Consider the following 21408-nt stretch of genomic DNA (forward strand, 5'->3'; position numbering starts at 1 on the left):
CATCGCCATCAGGAGGACATGTCAGTGAAACCCGCAGCCCCGTCCGCGTCCTTCTCCGGACCCTTCGCCCTCGGCACCCTTTCCGCCCCTGACCAGGCGCCTTTCCCCGGTCTCGTGGTCCCCGAAGGGCGGGTCCTGGACCTTCGCACCGCCTTCGCCGATCCCGCTCTGACGATCCGGCGGCTCCTCGAGCGCTGGGACGAGGCGCTGCCGCGCCTGGCCGCCCTCGCGGCGGACGCCGCCGACGCCACGGATACCGCCGACGCCCCAGACGACACCGACGCCCCGGACGGCGCCGACGCCTGGCAGCCGCTCGACGGGCTGCGGGTGCACGCCCCGGTGGAGCCCCGCCAGGTCTTCCAGTCCGGCGCCAACTACCGGCAGCATGTGATCGACCTGGAGGTCGCCCACCGCGCGCCCGACGACCCCCGCACACCGGAGGCGGCCCGGGCGGAGATCGCCGAGGTCATGGACCGGCGGGCGGCGGAGGACCTGCCGTACGTGTTCATCGGTCTGCCGAGCGCGATCACCGGGCCCTATGACGATGTGGTCCTGCCTTCCTGGGCCGAACAGCCCGACTGGGAGCTGGAGTTGGCGGTCGTCATCGGTCGGCCGGCCTACCAGGTGCCCGTGTCGGAGGCCCTGGCGCACGTCGCCGGGTACACGATCGCCAACGACCTCACCGACCGCGCCACCGTCTTCCGCCGGGACATGAAGGCCATCGGCACGGACTGGCTGCGCAGCAAGAACGCACCCGGTTTCACCCCGCTCGGCCCCTGGATCGTGCCGGCCGCGTCCGTCGCCGACCCGGGCGATCTGCGGGTCACCCTCAAGCTGAACGGCGAGACCATGCAGGACGAGTCCACCGAGGACATGCTCTTCGGCATCGCCCGGCTGGTGTCGTACGCCTCGCAGACATCCCGGCTCCTGCCCGGAGACCTCGTGTTGACCGGCAGCCCGGCCGGCAACGGCATGCACTGGGGACGGCTGCTGCGCGACGGCGACGTCATGGACGGCTCGATCACCGGGCTCGGCGCCCAGCGCACCCGCTGTATCGCGCGGGCGGCGTCGTGAGTCCGGACCGCGACGACCCCGAGGGCGCGATCGCCGAGGCGGCCAAGTCCTACTCCAACTGGGGCCGTTGGGGTGAGGACGATGTGCTGGGCACCCTGAACTTCCTCGACGGGGCGAAGCGCCGCGAAGGCGCCGCACTGGTCCGCCGGGGAGTCAGTTTCTCGCTCGCGCAGTCCTTCGACATGAACGGCCCGCAGAAGGGCTGGCGGCGGCGCACCAACCCGGTGCACACCATGCTCGACACCGGTACCGACGCCGCCCTCGGCAACCAGGGTTTCCCGCACGGCATCGGCGGCGCCGACGACGTGATCGCGATGCCGCTCCAATGCTCCACCCAGTGGGACGGGCTCGGCCATATCTTCGACCACGGCAAGGCCTGGAACGGCCGCCCGGCCGAGCGGGTCGTCACCTCGGACGGCGACCTCGTCACCGGCATCGAGCACATGGCGCCGTACGTCGCGGGGCGCGGAGTCCTCCTGGACGTCGGCCGAGTCACGGGAAGCGAAGGCGAGTTGCCCGACGGGTTCGCCATCACCGAGGAGCACCTGACCGCGACCGCCGGCGCGCACGGCGTGGCGGTCGGCCGCGGTGACATCGTCGTCGTACGGACCGGCCGGCTGGCCCGGGCCCGGCGCGAGGGCTGGGGCGACTACGCGGGCGGCGACTCGCCCGGCCTGTCGTTCACCACGGCGGGCTGGCTGCACCGTACCGAGATCGCCGCCATCGCCACCGACACCTGGGGCTTCGAGGTCCGGCCGAACGAGTTCGACGCGGCCTTCCAGCCCCTGCACCAGGTCGCCATCCCCAACATGGGCCTGCTCATCGGGGAGATGTGGGACCTCGACGCGCTCGCCGCCGACTGCGCGGCCGACGGCCGGTACGAGTTCTGGCTCACCGCCGCACCCCTGCCCATCACCGGAGCCGTCGGCTCACCCGTCAACCCGGTCGCGGTCAAGTAGCCCGCGCGACAAGGGAGCTTCCCATGACCACACCCCGCACGGTCCTCGTCATCGGCGGCGGCGCCGCAGGCTGCGCCGTCACCGTCCTGCTGTGCCGCGCCGGCGTCACCGTGGACCTGATCGAGGCCAGGCCCGACTGGAACGCCACGACCGGCTCCGGCATCACCCTCCAGGGCAACGCGCTGCGCGTGCTGCGCGAACTCGGTGTCCGGGAGCAGGTCGAATCCTCCGGCTGGGCCTTCGGCTCGCTCGGCGTCATCGCCCCCGACGGCACCCTCCTCCACGAGGCCGAGGACCTGCGGACCGGCGGCGACGACCTGCCCGCCACCCTGGGCATGCAGCGGCCCCGGTTGCAGCAGATCCTCATCGACACGGTCCGCGCCGGCGGCGCCGGCGTCCGCCTGGGCGTCACCGCCGAGACCCTGGACCAGGACGCCGAGGGCGTCTCGGTGCGCTTCAGCGACGGCGGCACCGCCCGGTACGACCTGGTGATCGCCGCCGACGGACTCAACTCCGCGACCCGGGCCGCCATCGGCATCACCGCGAAACCCGAGCCGACCGGCATGGCCATCTGGCGCACCACCGCCCCGCGTCCCACGGGCCTGGTCCGCACCGACCTCGCCTACGGCGGACCCGCGTACATCGCGGGCTACTGTCCGACCGGCGAACAGACCCTCTACGCCTATGTCGTCGAGGCCTGCCGCGACCGGGCCTCCATCGACCCGGCCGACCACGCCGACGAGATGCGCCGGCTCACCCGGGGGTACGGCGGCCACTGGGCCGAGATCACCCCGCACATCACCGACCCGGCGAAGGTCAACTACACCTGGTTCGACCGGCTGCTGGTCGAGGGCTCCTGGCACCGCGGCCGGGTGGTACTGGTCGGCGACGCCGCGCACTGCTGCCCGCCCACCCTCGCGCAGGGCGCGGCCATGTCCCTGGAGGACGCCTCCGTCCTCGCGGAACTCCTCACCGGTGGCCGGGACTGGGACGACGACCTGCTCCAGCGGTACTACGAGCGCCGCATCCCCCGGGTGCGGGCCGTCGTCGAGGCGTCCGTGCGGCTCGGGCAGTGGCAGCTGGACGGCGTCCGCGACGCCGACGTCCCCGGCCTGATCGGCCGGACCATGACGATGCTCAAGGAACTGCCGTGACCGATCACCCGTCGCCGACCGTCGACGTCCACGCCCATGTCCTGCTCCCCGAGGTCGACGCCCTCGTCGCGGGCCTCCCCGGTCTGACCGCGGCCAGGGAGCTGGACGCCCGGCGCAACGGCCCCGCCGCCCTGGCCGTCAGCGGCCCCATGGTCCGCGAGCGCGTCCCGAGGCTCACCGATGTCACCGTGCGGCTGGCCGCCATGGACGCGCAGGGCGTGGACGTGCAGCTGGTCAGCCCGTCACCCTCGCACTACCACTACTGGGCGGACGAGGAGAGCGCCGAGAAGGTGTACCGGCTCGCGAACGAGGCGACGGCCGCGCACTGCGCCCGGGCACCCGACCGGCTGAAGGGGCTCGGGCTCGTTCCGCTCCAGCACCCGGCCCAGGCCGTGGACGCTCTCGAACACGCCCTGGAACAAGGCCTGTCGGGGGTCGAGATCTCCTCCCACGCCCCGGGCCGGGAACTGTCCGACCCGGCGTACGAGCCCTTCTGGGCACGGGCCGAGGCGACCGGGGCGATCCTCTTCCTGCACCCCTTCGGCTGCACGCTCGACGAGCGCCTGGACCGCTGGTACCTGTCCAACACCGTGGGCCAGCCCACCGAGAACGCCGTCGCCCTCTCCCACCTCGTTTTCTCCGGGGTACTGGACCGGCACCCCGGGCTGAAGCTGATCGCCGCGCACGGCGGCGGCTATCTGCCCACCCACATCGGCCGCTCCGACCACGCCTGGTCGACGCGCGCCGACGCCGGAGCGGGCTGCGCCCACCCGCCCAGCAGCTACCTCGGACGGCTGTACTTCGACTCACTGGTCCACGACCCGCACGTACTGCGGGAGCTGGTCCGCGCCGTCGGCGCCGACCGCGTACTCCTCGGCTCGGACTACCCCTTCGACATGGGCACCGAGGACCCCGTCGGCGCGCTGCGCGCGGCCCGGCTGCCCGACGCCGACTTCCACGCCGTACGAGGCGGCAACGCCGCCGCCCTCCTCCGGAAGGACTGACCCCCATGCGTCTGCTCACCCATCTGCGGCACGTCGACCTCGCCGTGCCCGACTACGACAGGCAACTCGACTTCTACGCCGGTGTCTGGGGCCTGACCAAGGTCGCCGAGGACTCCGGGATCTCCTTCCTGGCCGCCGAGGGCAGCCCCGAGAGCTACGTCGTACGGCTGCGCAAGGCCGACGAGAAGCGTCTCGACCTGGTCTCCTACGGCGCGGCGAGCGCGGCGGACGTGGACACCCTCGCCGAGGGCCTCCTCGCCGGGGGCGTCCGGCTGGTCTCGCGGCCGGGCAAGGTCGAGACCCCCGGCGGCGGCTACGGCTTCCGCTTCTTCGACGTCGACGGCCGCACCGTCGAGGTCTCGGCGGACGTCGAGGTACGACAGCACCGCAGGATCGAGGAGAAGGAGGCCGTCCCGGTCAAGCTCTCGCACGTCGTCCTCAACTCCCCGGACCTGAACCGCACCCGGGAGTGGTACGAGCGCCACCTGGGCTTCCGGCTCTCCGACACCCTCATGCACCCGCGCATGGGCGAGGCCATGCACTTCATGCGGATCAGCAACCAGCACCACTCCATGGCGATCGCCAAGGGCCCGCACACGTCCCTGCACCATGTGTCCTTCGAGATGCGCGGTATCGACGAGTACCTGCGCGGCTCCGGCCGGGTGATGCGTTCGGGGGCCCGCAAGCTCTGGGGTCCGGGCCGGCACACGGCCGGCGACAACACCTTCACCTACTTCCTGGACCCGCAGGGCAACACCGTCGAGTACACGACGGAGCTGGAACTGCTGGACGAGGACACCTGGCACCCGCACGTCTACGACTTCTCCCGGCCCGAGATCGCCGACCAGTGGGGCACCGCCAATCCCATGAACGAACTCGTCGCCAAGGAGTCCTTCAACGACGTCGACCGCGGTGTGTTCGTCGCCCCGCCGGTGTGAGGAGCGACGACCCGTGCGCATAGCCACCTACGTCCATGCGGGCCGCCGCCGCTGCGGGATCGTCGAGGACACCGTCGTACACCATCTGCCGGACGGCACCTCGCCGCTGGATGCGCCCCTCGGGGTGCGCCCCGTCGGACCGGCCGTCCCGCTCGCCGACGTCCGGCTGCTGGCCCCCCTGGAGCCGGCGACGCTCCGGGACTTCGTCACCTTCGAGGAGCACGTCGAGGGCGTACGGCGCTCCGTCGACGGCTCCGGCGGGGTGCCGGAGGCCTGGTACGACGCGCCGACGTTCTACTTCACCAACCCCTACGCGGTGCTCGGGCCGTACGACGACGTGCCCGTGCCTCCCGGCTCGAAGGTCCTCGACTTCGAACTGGAGGTCGCCGCCGTGATCGGGCGCGAGGGCCGGGATCTCACGCCGGAGGAGGCCCGCGACCACATCGTCGGCTACACGATCCTCAACGACTGGTCGGCCCGGGACCTCCAGTCCCGTGAGATGCAGGTCCGCCTCGGCCCGTGCAAGGGCAAGGACACGGCCGCCACCCTCGGGCCGTACCTGGTCACCTCGGACGAGCTGGAGCCGTACCGGGACGCCGACGGCTTCCTGCGCCTGGCACTGACCGCCGCCGTGAACGGCGAGGTCGTCGGCGAGGATCTCCTGTCGAACATGAGCTGGACCTTCGAGGAGATGGTCGCCTACGCCTCCCGGGGCACGGTCGTGCGCCCCGGCGACGTGCTCGGCTCGGGCACCTGCGGCAACGGCGGCTGCCTGGCGGAGCTGTGGGGGGTGCGCGGATACCGGTCGCCGCCGCCGCTGGAGCCCGGTGACACGGTCACGCTCACCGTGGAGGGCATCGGCACGGTGTCCAACACGGTGGTGGCGGGCGTCGATCCCGTGCCGCTCCCCGCCGCCCGCCGCCGGACCCGGGAGCGGCCGTGACCGAGCCGCATCGGGGAAGGCTCCTGGGCAGGGTCGTGGTCGTCACCGGCGCGGCCCGCGGCCAGGGCGCCGCAGAGGCCGACGCCCTGGCCCGCGAGGGCGCCCGGGTCGTCGCCACCGACGCCCGGCCGACGGGCGAGTGCCGGCGCCTCGACGTCACCAGCGAGGACGACTGGGCCGAACTGGCCGCGTCCCTGCGGGAGTCGTACGGCGAGGTGCACGGCCTGGTCAACAACGCGGGCGTCACCTGGCGCGCCCGCGTCGGCGACGTACGGCCCGAGGACTTCGCCCGGGTCCACGCCGTCAACGTCACCGGCCCGCTGCTCGGCATCCAGCACCTGACCCCGCTGATGCCGCCGGGTTCCTCCATCGTCAACGTCGGCTCCTCCGCCGCCCTCACCGGGCACTATCCGGTCGCCTACACGGCGAGCAAGTGGGCCCTGCGCGGCCTGTCGAAGAGCGCCGCGACCGAGCTCGGCCCGCGCGGCATCCGCGTGAACACGATCCACCCCGGCTTCATCGAGACCGAGATGACCGCCTCCGCCGCGCCCGTCTTCCGTGACGCGAACGTCCGCGAGACACCGCTCGGCCGCACCGGCACGGCGCACGAGGTCGCCCCGCTCGTGGTGTTCCTGCTGTCCGACGAGGCCTCCTTCATCACCGGCGCCGAGATCCCCGTCGACGGCGGCCTCACGGCGCACGGTGGCGTCAAGTCCGTCTCCGACGCCCTGCGCGAGGCGACACCCTGAGCCGACGAGGAGTTCCGGCGCGGCGGCGGCAGCGGCGGCAGGCAGCAGCGGGGACGGCGGTCGCCGAGGCCCTGCTGCGTAGGCGCGAAGGCGCGAAGGCGCGAAGGCGCGAAGGCGCGAAGGCGCGAAGGTACGCCGGCGCGCCGGTGCCTCGCGTACGGAGACCGCACACAAAGATTCCGCGTCCGGCGCCTCGTGCGGAGATACTCGCTTTGTTACCGTGCGCTAGATCGATTAAGTGAACCCGGGACCGCCGCTCGGACCTCGGCGCGAGGGTCTCCGGCTGTCCGTCACTAAATCGATTAAGTATGACGTGACGGGACGCCCGCTCGGCAAAGGAGCCGCACATGACCATCCCCTCCCTCCAGCACGGCATCGACGAGGCCGGGTCTCCGATGAAGCTGCTGTGGCGGCCGGACGCGGAGCCGTGGCTGCCCGAGGTCGTCGACCGCGAGTACGCCGGCTGGCGTCGGGAGCAGGCCGCCTGGCACCAGGGCGTGGCGCTCCTCAACCTCTCCCACCACATGTACGACATGTGGATCGAAGGCCCGGACGCCACCCGGGTGCTGGCCGACCACGGCGCCAACAACTTCGAGAAGTTCGCGATCGGGCAGGCCAAGCAGTACGTGCCCGTCACCCGGCACGGCCACCTCGTGACCGACGGCATCCTGGCCCGCGAGGGCGAGAACGCGTACCTGCTCAGCGGGATCCCGGCCGCGCAGCACTGGGTGCAGTACCACGCCGAGAAGGGCGGGTACGACGTCGGCTTCGCCACCGACCCGTCCTCCGCCTTCCGGCCCGGCGGCGACCCGAAGTTGTTCCGCTACCAGATCCAGGGGCCGTTGGCGACGGAACTCGTCGAGCGGGCGTTCGGCGGACCGCTGCCGGAGACGAAGTTCTTCCACTCCAGCCCGGTCACGCTGGGCGGGCGCCCCCTGCGTGCCCTGCGCCACGGCATGGCCGGTCAGGCCGGCTTCGAGTTCATCGGCCCCTGGGAGCACGCCGCGTACGTCCACGAGACGTTCCTCGAGGTCGGCGAGCCGCTCGGGCTGGTCCAGGTCGGCGCCCGCGCCTACGCCACGCCGAGCGTGGAGAGCGGCTGGATCCCCTCGCCGGTGCCCGGTGTCTACACCGACCCGGACCTGCTGGAATACCGCAGGTACCTGCCCCTGTTCGGTATCGAGGGCAAGCGTCCGCTCAACGGCAGCTACTACTCGGAGGACATCGAGGACTACTACGTGTCCCCGTACGAGCTCGGCTACGGGAAGATGATCTCCTTCAACCACGACTTCGTGGGCCGGGACGCCCTGCTGAAGGCGAAGGACGAGCCGCTGCGCACCAAGGTCACCCTCGTCCTGGACCCGGACGACGTCCGCTCCGTCATCGGAGGGGGTGAGGACCCGGGCTTTGTCCTCACCTACGCCCGTCACCGGGTGGAGGGCGCGGCCGGAGCGGCGGCCGGTCCGGTCGGCATGACGATGCAGAGCGCGTCGATCGACCCGGTGGGCACGGTCCTCAGCCAGACCCTGATCGACCCCGAGCACGCCACGCCGGGCACCGAGGTGACGGTCGTCTGGGGCGAGCACCCCGGTTACGGCACCGACCCCGAGGCCGACCTCGGCTTCCCCCGCATCCGCGCCACCGTCCGGCCGTCCCCGTTCAACGAGCACGCACGCACCCTGTACCGCCACAACCGCTGACGCGGGTCGGCCGAGAAGCGAAACGAGAGACGTCACGATGCAACCCGCGAGCACGGTAAGCACAGCGGTCGGCACCTCGCTGCTGGACGACTTCTCCTTGGAGATGACCGGGAAGGACGTCCCCAAGCTGGAGGAGGCCCGCGACACCATCCCCCGGGGCACCCGGATCAACGTCACCTTCCTCGGCAACGAGGACCTCCAGCTGCGGCTGGACGCGGCCCGGGCGGTCAAACGGCTCGGCTTCGTGCCCGTACCGCACATATCCGCCCGCCGGCTCGGATCCCGCGCCGACCTCGAACGGTTCCTGGCCGGACTGCGCGCGGACGGCACCTCCGACAACGTGTTCCTCGTCGGAGGGGACCCGGCACACCCCGAGGGCCCCTACGCGGACGCGCTGTCCCTGATCGACACGGGGCTGCTGCGCGAGTACGGCGTCCGGCACGTCGGCATCGCCGGCTATCCCGAGGGCCACCCCGCGATCGACGGCACCGCCCTGTGGTCCGCGCTGGGGGACAAGCACGCGGCCCTCGCCGCCCAGCCGCTGGAGGGCGGCGTCATCACCCAGTTCGGGTTCGACGTCCACCCGGTGCTCGCCTGGGTGGAGGAGGCCCGCCGCAGGGGCGTCGGCCTGCCGATCAGGATCGGTGTGCCCGGGCCCGCCGGAGTGCGCCGGCTCCTGGCGTACGCGGGCCGCTTCGGTGTCGGCACCAGCGCCTCCGTCGTCAAGAAGTACGGCTTCTCCCTGACCAACCTCATGGGCACGGCGGGACCGGACCGCTTCCTGCGCGCCCTCGCGGCGGCCCACGATCCCGCCCGGCACGGCGAGCTGAAGATCCACTTCTATACGTTCGGCGGGCTCAAGGCCACCTCCGACTGGGCCGCCCGCTTCCGGAAGGACAGCCTGGCATGACCCTCACCCAGGACGCCCCGGGCCGCACCGCCGAGAGCGGCCCGCCCGCCCCGCAGGCCTCGCTCATCGTGCAGGGCGCCGACGCCACCGGCATCGTCGCCGCCGTGACCTCCGCCCTGAGCGGCCACGGCGCGAACATCGTCTCCCTGGACCAGTACTCGGACAATCCGCAGGGCGGCGCCTTCTTCCAGCGGACCGTGTTCGGGCTCGACGGCCTGCGGGCCGCGCTGCCCGCCCTGCGGGCCGACCTCGACCGGTACCTGGTGGACGGGTTCGGGCTCCGCTACACCCTCCGCGACCTGTCCGTGCCCAAGCGGGTCGCGATCTTCGCCTCGAAGTCCGACCACTGTCTGCTCGACCTGCTCTGGCGTCACCGGCAGGGCCAACTCCCCGTCACCGTCGCCATGGTGATCTCCAACCATCCCGATGTGGCCGAGGAGGTACGGAGTTTCGGCGTGCCCTTCTTCCATGTCCCCTGCCAGGGCGCCGACAAGTCCGGTGCGGAGGCGGAACACCTCCGGCTGCTCCAGGGCAACGTCGACTTCGTCGTCCTGGCCCGCTACATGCAGATCCTGTCGGCGGACTTCATCGACCGGGTCGGCGTCCCGATCATCAACATCCACCACTCCTTCCTGCCCGCCTTCATCGGCGCCGGACCGTACGCCAAGGCCAAGGAACGCGGCGTGAAGCTGGTCGGAGCCACCGCCCACTACGTCACCGAGAACCTCGACGAGGGCCCGATCATCGAACAGGACGTCGTGCGCGTCACCCACGCCCACACTGCCGGCGACCTCACCCGCCGCGGCGCCGACGTGGAACGCGCGGTGCTCTCCCGTGCCGTCCTGTGGCATGCCGAGGACCGCGTGATCCGCGACGGCAACCACACCATCGTCTTCGCCTGACGGCACAGTGCGGTACCGCGCGCGGTACGCGGCGACGGCCTGGCGCCGGGCCGCTCCGGTCCGGCGCCTCGCCGTCGCGGTCCGCGTCGGCCACGGCCGGCGCGCCGGTCCCCGCCGCGTCGGCCGTGGCGCCGCGCGGCTCTCCCGGGGGAGCGTTCCCCATCACCAGAAGGCGGTTCGCCACCATGACCACCACGATCGACGGCAGCCGGATCGCCCGGCTGATCCGGACCCGCGTCGCCGAGGAGGTCGCCTCGGCCGCGGGTACGGGGACGGTTCCCGGACTGGCGACCGTCCTCGTCGGCGACGATCCGGCGAGCGCCGTGTACGTCGCCGCCAAGCGCCGCGCCGTGCGGGCGGCCGGCATGCGCGACGTCCACCGGCATCTGCCAGGACAGGCCACCCAGGACGAGGTGGCCGCGGTGATCGACGAGCTCGCGGCCGACCCGCGGGTCTCCGGCATCCTGCTGCAACTCCCGCTGCCCCGGCAGCTGGACGCCGGCCCCCTGATCGACCGCATCCCCGTCACCAAGGACGTCGACGGCCTCACCACCGCCAGCGCCGGTCTGCTCGCCCGCGGGGAACGCGGACTGCGGCCCTGCACACCCAGCGGCGTCGTCGAACTCCTCGACGCCGAGGGCATCGTGCTCAAGGGCGCCCGTGTCGCCGTGGTCGGCTGGGGCGCACTCGTCGGGCGGCCGCTGGCCCAACTGCTCCTGCGGCGCGGCGCGACCGTGTCGATCGCGCACGAACACACCACCGACCTCGCGGCCGTCACCCGGGCCGCCGGCATCGTCGTGGTCGCCACCGGCGTCCCCGGTCTCGTCGGCTCCGAACACGTGGCGCCCGGTGCCGTCGTCATCGACGCCGGGATCCACCGGACGCCGCAGGGCCTGACCGGTGACGTCCGTTCCGCCGAACTCGACGGGATCGCCGGCCGGATCACCCCCGTGCCGGGCGGCGTGGGACCCATGACCATCGCCATGCTCATGGTCAACACGCTGCGTGCCGCCCAGTGGGGCGCCGAACGCGAGCCCGTCGCTGCTCGGCCACCGTCCCGTCGCGTAGGCTGACGCCCGGGACTCAATCGTTCTACGGGTGCGACGCAGGTGGGACACCGCGGTGGTGCGCCTCGTCGGGGGCGCGTGGTCCGGCTGCGAGGGAGTGGGTCGGCATGGGCCGTTCCGGTCGGGTGACGCTGAGCGACGTCGCCGAGGCGTCCGGGGTGTCACGGGCGACGGTGAGCTTCGTGCTGAACGACGACCCCCGGCAGACGATCTCGGCGGCCACCCGGGAGCGGGTCACGGAGGCCGCCCGAGAGCTGGGGTACGTCCCGCACGGCATCGCCCGCGCCCTGCGCGAGGGGTCCTCGCGCATCGTCGTGCTCAATGTCGACCGGGGCATCGAGGGCAACTTCTCCCGGAGTTACGTCCGGGGCCTCGACGAGGAACTGGCCGAGCACGACCACGTCCTCCTCGTCCGGTACGGACACGCGGCGCCCGAGGCCACGCAGAAGATCCTCGACGCGATCGTGCCGCGGGCGGTGCTCAGGCTCGGCGAGGCCTACATGCGCGGACACGGGCCGGACGAGTCGGACGTGCAGGACCGGGAGAGCGGCTTCGCCGCCAACGCCGCGCTGCAGATCGGCTTCCTCGCCGAACGCGGGCACACCCGGATCGCGATGGCTCTGCCCGACCACGAGTTCCCGCTGACCGAGGCCCGGCTCGGCTTCGCCCGGGAGGCGGCGGGGCGACGCGGACTCGCGCCCCTGGAACGCCTGGTCGTGCCACGGCCGAGGGAGGCCGGCGCGGCCGCGGTGAAGACGTTCCTGGCGGCGCACGCGGAGGTGACCGCCCTGGCCGCCTTCGACGACGACATCGCGCTGCGCAGCCTCACGGCCCTGCGTGACCTCGGGCTGCGGGTGCCCGAGGACGTGGCCGTGATCGGCTTCGACGACACCGAGTACGGCTCCCTGTCCACACCCGCGCTCACCACCGTGCACATCGACGCCGAGATCCTCGGACGGATCGCCGCGCGGCATGCCCTGGGCATCGACACGGAGGGCCTGGCCCCGGCGCCCGGCCGGATCGTGGACCGCGCGTCCGTCTGACCGACGTCGAACGACCGAGGTGGTGGTCCCGTGCGGCAGGCCGGGGACCGCGCGGCGCGAGGTCAGGGCGGCGGGGGCACGAGGTGACTCCCGTGCCCCCGTCTCCTGCCCCTTGCCGTCGCTTCAGGCCGAGTTGATGACGACGCACTTCACCTGGGTCCAGTCCTCCAGGTAGTCGGGGCCCATGGAGCGGCCGAAGCCGCTGTGCCTGTAGCCGCCGAAGGGCGCGCCGATCGCCCCGGCCGGACCGCCGTCGCCGAGGGTGTTGACGGCGACCTGGCCGGCCTGGACCCGGCGGGCCAGCCGTACGGCGCGCCCGACGTCCCGGGTCCACACGGTGGCGGTCAGTCCGTAGCGGGTGCCGTTGGCGACGGCGACGGCCTCCTCCTCGTCCTCGTAGGTGAGCACGGAGAGCACCGGGCCGAAGATCTCCTCCTGGGCGATGCGCATGCCGGGCTTGACCCGGTCGAACAGGGTCGGCTCGACGAAGAAGCCGCCGTCGTACGGTTCGCCCGTCAACTTGCCGCCGCCCACGACGACTTCGGCGCCCTCCTCGCGGCCGATCGTCAGATAGTCCAGCACCCGCCTCTCCTGCCGGGCGTTGATCAGCGGGCCCATGTCGACGGGCTGGTCCCACAGCCCGACGCGGACCGCGCGGAAGCTCTCGGCGAGCGCGTCGACGAGCCGGTCGTGCAGCGAGGAGTGGACCAGGACGCGGGAGCCGGCGGCGCAGACCTGACCGCTGTTCATGACGATGCTGCGCACGATCGCCGGGACGGCCTTGTCGAGATCCGCGTCGGGCAGCACGATCTGCGGGGACTTGCCGCCGAGTTCGAGCTGCAGCGGGATCAGATTGCGGGCGCAGGCCTCCATCACGGCGGTGCCGGTGGCGGGCGAGCCGGTGAAGCTCATCTTGCGGATGCCGGGGTGCGCGGGCAGGGCGGCGCCGGCTTCACCGCCGTATCCGGTGACGACGTTGAACACGCCGGGCGGGATGCCCGCCTCCTGGGCCAGCCGGGCCAGATAGAGGGCGGTGAGCGGGGCGTCCTCGGCGGGCTTGAGGACGACGGTGTTCCCGGCGGCGATCGGCGCGGCGGTGTTGAAGACGGTCATCGGGCCGGGCGCGTTCCACGGGATGATCGCGCCGACCACGCCGTACGGCTCGCGCAGGGTCAGTCCCAGGACGTCCGGGGAGCGGGTCGGCAGGGTGTCGCCGAAGACCTTGTCCGCCTTGCCGGCGAGGTAGGTGAGCCGCGCGGCGATGGGGGAGGGGCCTACCGGGTGGCCGACCTCCATCGCCTCCAGCCGGTTGATGTCGTCGTCGTGTTCGCGCACCGACTCGGCCCAGCGGTAGAGGAGTTCACCGCGTACGGCGGGGCTGGTGTCGCGCCAGGCGGGCAGCGCGGCCTCGGCGGCGCGCACGGCGTCGTCGATGTCCTCGGCGGTCCCGCGCGGTACGCGGGCGAGCACCGCGCCGGTGGCCGGGTCGACGACGTCGAGAGTGGCCCGTGAACGCGCGGGCACCCATTCACCGGCGATGAGATGAAGGCCGTCGGGGAGCAGGGCGCGGATGTCGAGGGGGGCGGTGGCGGTGGTGGTCATCAATGTCCTCAAGATGCTCAAGGGTTCGGGAGAAGGCGCGGCAGATGTGGGCGCGGCAGACGTAGGCGCGTCAGACGTGGGAGCGGCGGGGGCAGGGGTGTCGGGCACAGGCGCGTCAGACCTGGTCCGCGGCTATCTCGTCGTGGCGGTGGCAGGCGACGGCGACCCCGTCGCGTTCGACGAGTGCGGGCCGGGCCGTCCAGCAGGTCTCCTGGGCGAAGGGACAGCGGGGGGCGAACGCGCATCCCGTGCTGGTGCGGTCGGAGGCGGGGGTGGCCACGGCCGTCCGGCGCCGCTCGGCCTGGCGGCGGCTCTGGACCGCCGGGTCAGGGACCGGCGCGGCCGCCAGCAGCGCACGGGTGTAGGGGTGGGAGGGACGGTCGGCGACCAGCGCCGCCGGACCGCGCTCGACGACCCGGCCGGCGTACAGGACGACGATGGTGTCGCTGAGGTGGCGCACCACCGCCAGGTCGTGCGAGATGAACAGGTAACTGAGGCCCCGGGTGCGCTTCAGCCGGGCCAGCAGGTTGAGCACCTGGGCCTGCACGGACAGGTCCAGCGCGCTGACGGCCTCGTCGCACACGACGAAGTCGGGGTCCATGACCAGCGCCCGGGCGATGGCGATGCGCTGGCGCTGGCCGCCGGAGAAGGACGCGGGGTGACGCCGGGCGGCGCCGGGCGGCAGCCCCACGTCGTCCAGGGCGCGCAGCACGCGGGCGCGGATCTCGTCCGCGGGCAGGCCCAGGTTGTACCGCAGGGCCTCGCCGAGCGTGTCGCCCACGGTGTGCGCCGGGTTCATCGAGCCGTAGGGATCCTGGAAGACCACCTGCATCCGGCGGGCCAGCAGCCGGCGGTCCGCTCGGGAGCCGTGGGTGATGTCCGCGCCGTCGAACTCGACGGTCCCGCCCGTCGCGGGGACGAGCCCGAGCACGGCCGAGCCGATGCTGGACTTTCCGGAGCCGGACTCGCCCACGAGTCCGACGGTCTCGCCGCGGCGCACCGTGAGGTCGACGCCGCGCACGGCGTGCACCGTGCCGCCCCGGCGGCCCGACCGCCGGTAGGAGACGTTCAGATCGCGCAGTCGCAGCAGTGCCGTGTCCTGGGCAAGGGGCGTGGGGCCGGTGGTGAGGTCAGTCATGGGCCGCTTCTCCGATCGGCTCGGCGGGCCGGATGCAGCGCGTGGAGCGCTCCAGGGACGTGAGGTAGGAGATGACGACCGGCTTCTCGCGGCAGGCGTCGGTCACCCGCGGGCAGCGGTTCTGGAAGTGACAGCCGACCGGCCACTCGGGCGGCGGCGGTACGGCGCCCTCCACGGCGGGCAGCGGTCGGCCCGGTACGGCGTGGTGCGGGTCGGAGCCGAGCAGTCCGGCCGTGTAGGGGTGGGCGGGCGCCGTGACCAGCGCGGTGACCTCGGCCTCCTCGACGACCTCGCCCGCGTACATCACCACGGCCCGGTCGCACAGGTCGGCGAGCACGCCCCAGTCGTGGGTGATGAGGATGACGGCGGTGCCGCCCTGCCGGAGTTCGCGCAGCAGGTCGAGGATCTCGGCCTGCACGGTCACGTCGAGCGCGGTGGTGGGCTCGTCGGCGATGACCAGGGCGGGGTCGGCGGCCAACGCGGCGGCGATGCCGACCCGTTGGGCCATCCCTCCCGACAGCTGGTGCGGGTGGCTCGCGGCGACGCGGGCCGGGTCGGGCAGCCGTACCAGGGCGAAGAGTTCGAGGGTGCGCTCGCGGGCCTCCTTGCGGGTGCATCCGGTGTGCACCCGGACGGCCTCCGCCACCTGGGCGCCCGCGGTGAAGGACGGGTCGAGGCTGGAGACCGGGTCCTGGGAGATCCACCCGATGCGGCGGCCGCGCACCCGGCGCAGGGTGTCCGCGTCGGCGCGGGCGAGGTCGGCGCCCTCGAAGCGGACGGTGCCCGCCGCGATCTCGCCGCCCGGGGGCAGCATGCCCAGCAGGGCGGTCGCGGTGACGGTCTTGCCGCAGCCCGACTCGCCGACGATGCCGAGCACCTCACCGGCCCGCAGGTCGAAGGACACATCACGGATGACGTCGGTCGGCGTGCCGTCGATGGGCAGCGCGACGGTCAGCCCGCGGACCGAGAGCAGCGCGTCCTCGGCGGGTGCGGCGACCGGGGTGACCGTCCTGGGTGTCCTGAGCAGGGCCTCGCGGGCGGCACGGCGCCGGGAGGGGGGTGTGTCGGCCGGGGGCGAGTACCGCGCGGCGAGGGTGTCGCGCAGGCCGTCGCTCAGCAGGCCCAGCGCCAGGACGAAGCTGATGATCATCGTGCCGGAGGGCACGAGCAGCCAGGGATCGGTGCCGATGTTCTTCGACGCCTCGGCGATCATGTTGCCCCAGCTCGCCCGGGTGGTGCCCAGTCCGAGGAAGCCGAGGCCGGTTTCGAGGAGCACGGCGTACGCGCCGTACACCGAGGCCTGGACGAGGACGACTCCGGTGACCCGGGGCAGCACGTGCCGGCGGACGATGACCCGGTCGCGGAGACCGGCGGCGACCGCCGCGCGGACGTACAGCTCGTTCTTGACGCCGAGCGTGGCCGAGCGCACGACCCGGGCCAGCAGGGGGGCGCCGAGGAGGCCGTTGGCGGCCATGGCGGCGCTCTCGTCGCCCGTGAAGACCGACAGGACGACCAGGAGCACGATGATGACGGGCACGGCGGAGATCAGGTCGGCGCTCTTGAGGACGAGCCGGTCGAACCAGCCGCCCCGGTAGCCCGCGATCATGCCCGCCGGGACCCCGAGCGTCAGATACACCGCCAGGGTGATCACCACACCGAGGAGCGTCACCTGCCCGCCGTGCATCAGCCGGCTGAGCACGTCCCGGCCCAATTCGCCGGTGCCGAGCCAGTGAGCGCGGCTGGGGCCGCCCAGCGCGGCGGTGAGGTCCTGTTCGTCGGGGTCGTAGGGGGCGAGCCGGTCGGCGCCCAGGGTGACCAGCAGGACGAGGAGCAGGTAGCAGGCGCAGACCAGCGCGGCGCGTCGGCGGACGAAGCTCCGGATGAGGCTCTTCATGTCCGCACCTTCGGGTCGAGCATCGTGTACACCACTTCGATCAGCAGGTTGATCAGCATCACGGTCACCGTGAAGACCAGGGCGACGCCCTGGACCATGGGGATGTCCTGGGTGGAGGCGGCGGTCACGGCCAGACCGCCCAGACCCGGCATGACGAACAGGGTCTCGGCGAGGACGGTCCCGCCGAACAGGGTCACCACGACCACACCGATGACGGTCACGATGGGCGCGGCCGCGTTGCGCAGGACATGCCGGAACAGGACGGACCGTTCGGGGATGCCCCGCGCCCGCAGGACCCGGACGTAGTCGCGGCCGAGCTGGGTGAGCACGCCGTCGCGGGTCTGTTTGGCCACGGGGGCGGTGGCCGGCACGCCCAGGGTGAGCACCGGCAGCACCAGCGACTGGAACCACTGCACGGGGGAGTCGGCGAACGGGACGTAGCCGGTCGCCGGGAAGACCGGCAGCTGGACGGCGAACGCCGTCATCAGCACCAGGCCGAACCAGAAGTTCGGCACGGCGAGCCCTACCAGGGCGATGCCGTCCACGGCCCGGCCGAGCCGGCCCCCCTTGAGCGCGCTGAGGACACCGAGTGCCACGCCCGCCACCGCGGCCACCAGGATCGCGCCGCCGATGAGCGACAGGGTGACGCCGACGCGGGAGGAGAGCTGGTCGCTCACCGGCACGCCCGAGGTGACGGAGTCGCCCAGATCGCCGTGGAAGACCCCGGTCAGCCAGTCCCCGTAGCGGACGGGCAGGGGCTGGTCGAGGCCGAGCTGCCTGTCGACGGCTTCGACCTGGGCGGGGCTCGCGTTCGCGCCGAGGATGGTACGGCCCGGGTCGCCCGGGACCAGGCTGGTCAGGACGAACGTCAGGGCGGAGACGCCGAACACGACGGGGACGGCGCCGACGAGCCAGCGGAAGAGGATCCTGTGCATCGCACCTCACTGCTTTCCGGGGCCGGGCGGCCCTCCCTCGTCAGGCAGGGGGGCCGCCCGGGGCCTTACTTGGTGGCGTAGAAGGCCAGCGGGCTGGCGAACGGGGCTCCCGCGCTGACCTCGACCCCGCCGATGCCGGGCCGGACGTAGTAGTTGACCGGGGTGAACGCGACGGGCGCGTACCAGGCGTTCTTCACCAGGTACTCCTGCATCTGCCGGTCCAGCTCGGCCTGCTGCGCGGGTTCGGCCGCGGCGGCCTTGTCGAAGAGCTCGGTCAGTTCCGGCGCGGTGCTCCCGAAGCCGTTGAACACCTTCGAGCCGGGCATGAACAGGTCCAGGCCCTCGAGGTACATCGGCTCCTCGGTGAAACCGCCGGAGACCGCCGGGTACTTCTTGTTGGTCTGGTTCTCCACGAACGAGGTGATGCTGGTCATCGCGTCGACCTTCACCTTGATGCCCACCTTGGACAGCTGGCCCGCGATCGCCTCGGCCATCGTGTCGAAGCCGACGAACGTGGCCGCGAGCACGGGGAGTTCGAACCCGTCCGCGTAGCCGGCCTCCGCCAGCAGCTGCTTGGCCTTCGCCGGGTCGTAGGCGTAGTGGTCGGCGAGCTCCTCGGAGTAGCCGTCGCCGCCCTTGATCACGGTCTGCACCGTGGGCGTGCCCTGGTCGCCGAGCAGTGCCTCGGTGACCGCCTTCCGGTCGATGGCGTAGTTGATCGCCTGCCGCACCCGGACGTCACCGAGCGGCTCGGACACCTCGCCCTTCCGGTCGATGAGGCTCAGCCCCTGGAGGATCACGGGGAGGCCGACGGTCGACATGCCGGCCGCCTTCGCCGAGGCCGCGGAGGTGTAGTCGCCCTTGTAGACGTCGACCTGGCCGGTCTTCATGGCGTTGACCGCGGTCTGACCGTTCTGCACGATCCGGATCACGATCTTCTTGTAGTTCTGCTTGGACTTGTCGTAGTAGTTCGGGTTGGCGGTGTACGTGTAGTGGTCGCCCGCCACGCTGTCCGAGGGCGCGTAGACGTAGGGCCCGGCGCCCTGGCTCGTCTTCGTCGGCGTCAGACTCGCCGCGTCGGCCAGGCCCTTGGGGCTGATGATCTGCCCGATGCCGTAGGACTGGGTCAGCAGGGTGGGCAGGATCGGGTTGGGTTTGGCCAGCTTGATGGTCAGCGCCAGGTCGCCGGTCGTCGTGATGGTCGAGTCGGTCAGGTAGTGCGCCTGGTTGCCCTGAGCCGTCTTCGCGTACTCCAGGGAGGCCTTCACCGCCGCGGCGGTCACCGCGGTGCCGTCCGCGAACCTCACCCCCGGCCGGAGGGTGACCGACAGCTCCTGGTTGCCCGTGCCGACGTACTCCCAGGACTTCGCGAGCGCCGGCTCCACCTTGCCCTCGGGGGAGAGGTAGAAGAGCGACTCGTAGGACAGCATCGTGAAGTCGACGAAACCGAGGTCGGCGGTCGCGGGGTTCATCGACGCCGGGGCCTGCTGCTCGGCGCAGGTGAGCGTGTCGCCGGCCACCTTGGTGCCGCCGGTGCTCTTGCCGTCGGCGGTGGTGCCGGTGCCGCCGCCGCACGCGGCCAGCGTGAGGGTGAGGGCCGTGCACAGGACGGCGAGGCTTCCCCGGGAGGCGCGGGAAGTCCGGCGGGCTCTGGGGGACGGACGCGATGCGGCTTCGTGGGACGTCATGGTCTCTCCTTGCTCGGAGCTCTGCGGGGCGTGGCCGTGGGCTCGCGCGGATGCACTGCCGGGGCGCAGGGCCTGCCTGCCGGGCGGTACCGCACAGCACGGCGGATCCGTCACGGAGGCGAGGCCGGGGCAGCGACACGGCCGGGTGCGCCCGAGGTCCGGAACCGACGGGGATCGCGGATCCGGAGGGGCGCCACCCGCGCCCGTTGCCGGGTGGGCGAGCGGCCCGGGGGCCTGAAGGGAAAAGGGGGAGGAGTACGTCGCGGGGGGACCGCCGCGCGAGCCGGCCGGGGCCGGGTCGGGCGGGCGGTGACGGATGAGCGGCGACGAACCGGAGGTGCTCCCGCTGCTCGCGAGTCGTGCTCGGGTACTGCCTCACCGGGGGCTGGCCGGTGAACCGGGGGTGGGACGTCACGTACGCGACAGCGGACGGGACGCGATCGGCCCGGTGGTGTAACCCTGCTGAAACGGGGCGTTGGTGTCTACGGGTCGTACAAGACCGAATGGGCGATGGATTCGCAAGATAAGTGTGCGAAGGAAACGTGGATCACGTGGGTACGACGGGCCGTCCCCGGGGTAACGCGCACCCGGTCAGGGGGTGCGCCCTCGTCCGGCGGTACGGCGACGACCGCCGGACGGCGACCGGGTGGCTCGGTGAGCTGCTGGTGCGCTGGACCGGCGGGCGACGATCGTTCGACTGCGGCTCAACCGAGCAGCCCGTGCAGCGCGTCGGCCGCGGTGCGGACCAGCCCGGTCCACTCCAGGAGTGTCTCCTGGGAGTCGACGTACGTGATGACCGAGATGCTGACGCCGCCGATGACGGCGCCCTTGGCGTCACGGACCGGGGCGCCGAGGCAGCGTACGCCGAGCTCGTTCTCCTCCTCGTCGAGGGCGAAGCCCCGGGCGCGCACCTGGTCGAGTTCCGTGCGCAGGGCTTCCGGGTCGGTGATCGTGTACCGGGTGCGGGCCGGCAGCCCGACCCGCTCCACCAGCGCGGTCAGCTCGTCGTCGTCCAGGCCGGACAGGATGCACTTGCCGATCGACGTGGCGTGCAGCGGGAGATGCATGCCCACGCGGGACGCGGTCTGCACCGGCTTCGGGCCGGCCACCTTGATCAGGCAGGTGGCGGCGTCCCCGGTGCGGACCCCCAGGTGCACGGTGTTGCCGACGCGCCGGCTGAGCACCTCCAGCTCGGCCCGCATGATCTGGTCCTCCTCGCAGCCCTGGGTGACCCGGGTGGCGAGGGCCCGCAGCCGGGGTCCCGGGCCGTAGCCGCCGGTGCCGTCGGCGGCCAGGAACGAGTTCGCCACCAGGTTGTTGAGGATGCGGTGCGCACTGGCCTTGGGCACCCCGGCGGCAGCGGCGACATCGCCCAGCCGGTGCGGGTATCCGGGGGCCACCGCGGCCTCCAGGAGGTTGAGCGCCTTGTCGGTGGCGTTGCCCGCGAGAGAGCTGCGTCCTCCGCGACCGCTCGGCTGAGAGTCCTCTGAAGGTTCGATCCCGGCCATTGACAGGCTCCCGTCGCACGGTTTCACTGATGAGCGTTCCACTACAGGATACGTCATTCCACGTAACGGAACACCACCCGGAAGGGCGGGAGCCGGAGGGCTGCCGGTGCCCGCCTCGGAGGAATCCCGGGCCGCTAGTGAGAGACCACCGAGAGGACAAGCGCCGTGGTGCAGAAGGTTCACAAGGTAAGCACGACCGC

The 21408-nt window shown here is 72.4% G+C and carries 18 protein-coding genes; 12 read left to right on the top strand and 6 right to left on the bottom strand.

Translation table 11 applies throughout. The annotated features are described in order from the left end of the window. The first annotated feature begins 18 nt into the window (after positions 1-18). The 12 genes from ABT070_RS05425 (at position 19) to ABT070_RS05480 (ending at position 12443) form a co-directional block, all read left to right on the top strand. A complete protein-coding gene (locus ABT070_RS05425; protein WP_351754994.1) occupies positions 19-1074 on the top strand; it encodes a fumarylacetoacetate hydrolase family protein in 1056 nt (351 codons plus the stop codon). Then, complete coding sequence (locus tag ABT070_RS05430) at positions 1071-2033, top strand: cyclase family protein (protein WP_351754997.1); 963 nt, start codon at positions 1071-1073, stop codon at positions 2031-2033. The genes ABT070_RS05425 and ABT070_RS05430 overlap by 4 nt, the downstream gene beginning before the upstream one ends. Before the next feature lie 23 nt (positions 2034-2056). Further along, positions 2057-3187: an FAD-dependent oxidoreductase gene (locus ABT070_RS05435; protein WP_351755000.1), complete on the top strand. Its 1131-nt coding sequence runs from the start codon at positions 2057-2059 to the stop codon at positions 3185-3187. After that, a complete protein-coding gene (locus tag ABT070_RS05440; protein ID WP_351755003.1) occupies positions 3184-4191 on the top strand; it encodes an amidohydrolase family protein in 1008 nt (335 codons plus the stop codon). The genes ABT070_RS05435 and ABT070_RS05440 overlap by 4 nt, the downstream gene beginning before the upstream one ends. Positions 4192-4196: 5 nt before the next feature. Then, on the top strand, positions 4197-5129 hold the full coding sequence (locus ABT070_RS05445) for a VOC family protein (RefSeq protein WP_351755006.1): 933 nt from the start codon (positions 4197-4199) through the stop codon (positions 5127-5129). Between the two features lie 13 nt (positions 5130-5142). Continuing rightward, a complete protein-coding gene (locus ABT070_RS05450) occupies positions 5143-6072 on the top strand; it encodes a fumarylacetoacetate hydrolase family protein (RefSeq protein ID WP_351755009.1) in 930 nt (309 codons plus the stop codon). Beyond that, positions 6069-6821 (top strand): SDR family NAD(P)-dependent oxidoreductase, encoded by a 753-nt coding sequence (locus tag ABT070_RS05455; RefSeq protein WP_351755012.1) that lies wholly within the window; start codon positions 6069-6071, stop codon positions 6819-6821. Before ABT070_RS05450 ends, ABT070_RS05455 begins: the two co-directional genes overlap by 4 nt. A 347-nt stretch (positions 6822-7168) precedes the next feature. Further along, entirely contained in the window at positions 7169-8521 is a 1353-nt protein-coding gene (locus tag ABT070_RS05460) for an aminomethyl transferase family protein (RefSeq protein ID WP_351755015.1), read from the top strand. A gap of 37 nt (positions 8522-8558) precedes the next feature. Next, positions 8559-9431, top strand: a complete 873-nt coding sequence (locus ABT070_RS05465) for a methylenetetrahydrofolate reductase (protein ID WP_351755018.1) — start codon at positions 8559-8561, stop codon at positions 9429-9431. Further along, positions 9428-10333 (top strand): formyltetrahydrofolate deformylase, encoded by a 906-nt coding sequence (gene purU, locus ABT070_RS05470; protein WP_351755020.1) that lies wholly within the window; start codon positions 9428-9430, stop codon positions 10331-10333. The genes ABT070_RS05465 and purU overlap by 4 nt, the downstream gene beginning before the upstream one ends. A gap of 185 nt (positions 10334-10518) precedes the next feature. Beyond that, positions 10519-11406, top strand: coding sequence for a bifunctional 5,10-methylenetetrahydrofolate dehydrogenase/5,10-methenyltetrahydrofolate cyclohydrolase (locus ABT070_RS05475; RefSeq protein WP_351755023.1), 888 nt, complete (start codon positions 10519-10521; stop codon positions 11404-11406). Positions 11407-11507: 101 nt separating this feature from the next. Further along, positions 11508-12443 carry a LacI family DNA-binding transcriptional regulator gene (locus tag ABT070_RS05480; RefSeq protein WP_351755025.1) on the top strand — a complete coding sequence of 312 codons (936 nt, stop codon included), beginning with the start codon at positions 11508-11510 and terminating at the stop codon, positions 12441-12443. Positions 12444-12566: 123 nt separating this feature from the next. Here the strand turns inward: ABT070_RS05480 and ABT070_RS05485 are convergent, their stop codons facing one another. The 6 genes from ABT070_RS05485 to ABT070_RS05510 all read right to left on the bottom strand — a co-directional run bounded on the left by ABT070_RS05485 (position 12567) and on the right by ABT070_RS05510 (position 21208). Then, on the bottom strand, positions 12567-14045 hold the full coding sequence (locus ABT070_RS05485) for an aldehyde dehydrogenase family protein (RefSeq protein WP_351755028.1): 1479 nt from the start codon (positions 14043-14045) through the stop codon (positions 12567-12569). Between the two features lie 115 nt (positions 14046-14160). Further along, complete coding sequence (locus ABT070_RS05490) at positions 14161-15183, bottom strand: oligopeptide/dipeptide ABC transporter ATP-binding protein (RefSeq protein ID WP_351755031.1); 1023 nt, start codon at positions 15181-15183, stop codon at positions 14161-14163. Then, positions 15176-17077 carry a dipeptide/oligopeptide/nickel ABC transporter permease/ATP-binding protein gene (locus ABT070_RS05495; RefSeq protein ID WP_351755034.1) on the bottom strand — a complete coding sequence of 634 codons (1902 nt, stop codon included), beginning with the start codon at positions 17075-17077 and terminating at the stop codon, positions 15176-15178. Before ABT070_RS05495 ends, ABT070_RS05490 begins: the two co-directional genes overlap by 8 nt. Then, positions 17074-18012 (bottom strand): ABC transporter permease, encoded by a 939-nt coding sequence (locus ABT070_RS05500; protein ID WP_351755036.1) that lies wholly within the window; start codon positions 18010-18012, stop codon positions 17074-17076. Before ABT070_RS05500 ends, ABT070_RS05495 begins: the two co-directional genes overlap by 4 nt. A 65-nt stretch (positions 18013-18077) precedes the next feature. Continuing rightward, complete coding sequence (locus tag ABT070_RS05505) at positions 18078-19700, bottom strand: ABC transporter substrate-binding protein (RefSeq protein WP_351755039.1); 1623 nt, start codon at positions 19698-19700, stop codon at positions 18078-18080. 704 nt (positions 19701-20404) lie between these two features. After that, positions 20405-21208, bottom strand: a complete 804-nt coding sequence (locus ABT070_RS05510) for an IclR family transcriptional regulator (RefSeq protein ID WP_351755042.1) — start codon at positions 21206-21208, stop codon at positions 20405-20407. Between the last annotated feature and the right edge of the window lie 200 nt (positions 21209-21408).

Origin of the sequence: Streptomyces sp. NPDC002884 (assembly GCF_040295245.1) — a bacterium.
Classification (GTDB): Bacteria; Actinomycetota; Actinomycetes; order Streptomycetales; family Streptomycetaceae; genus Streptomyces.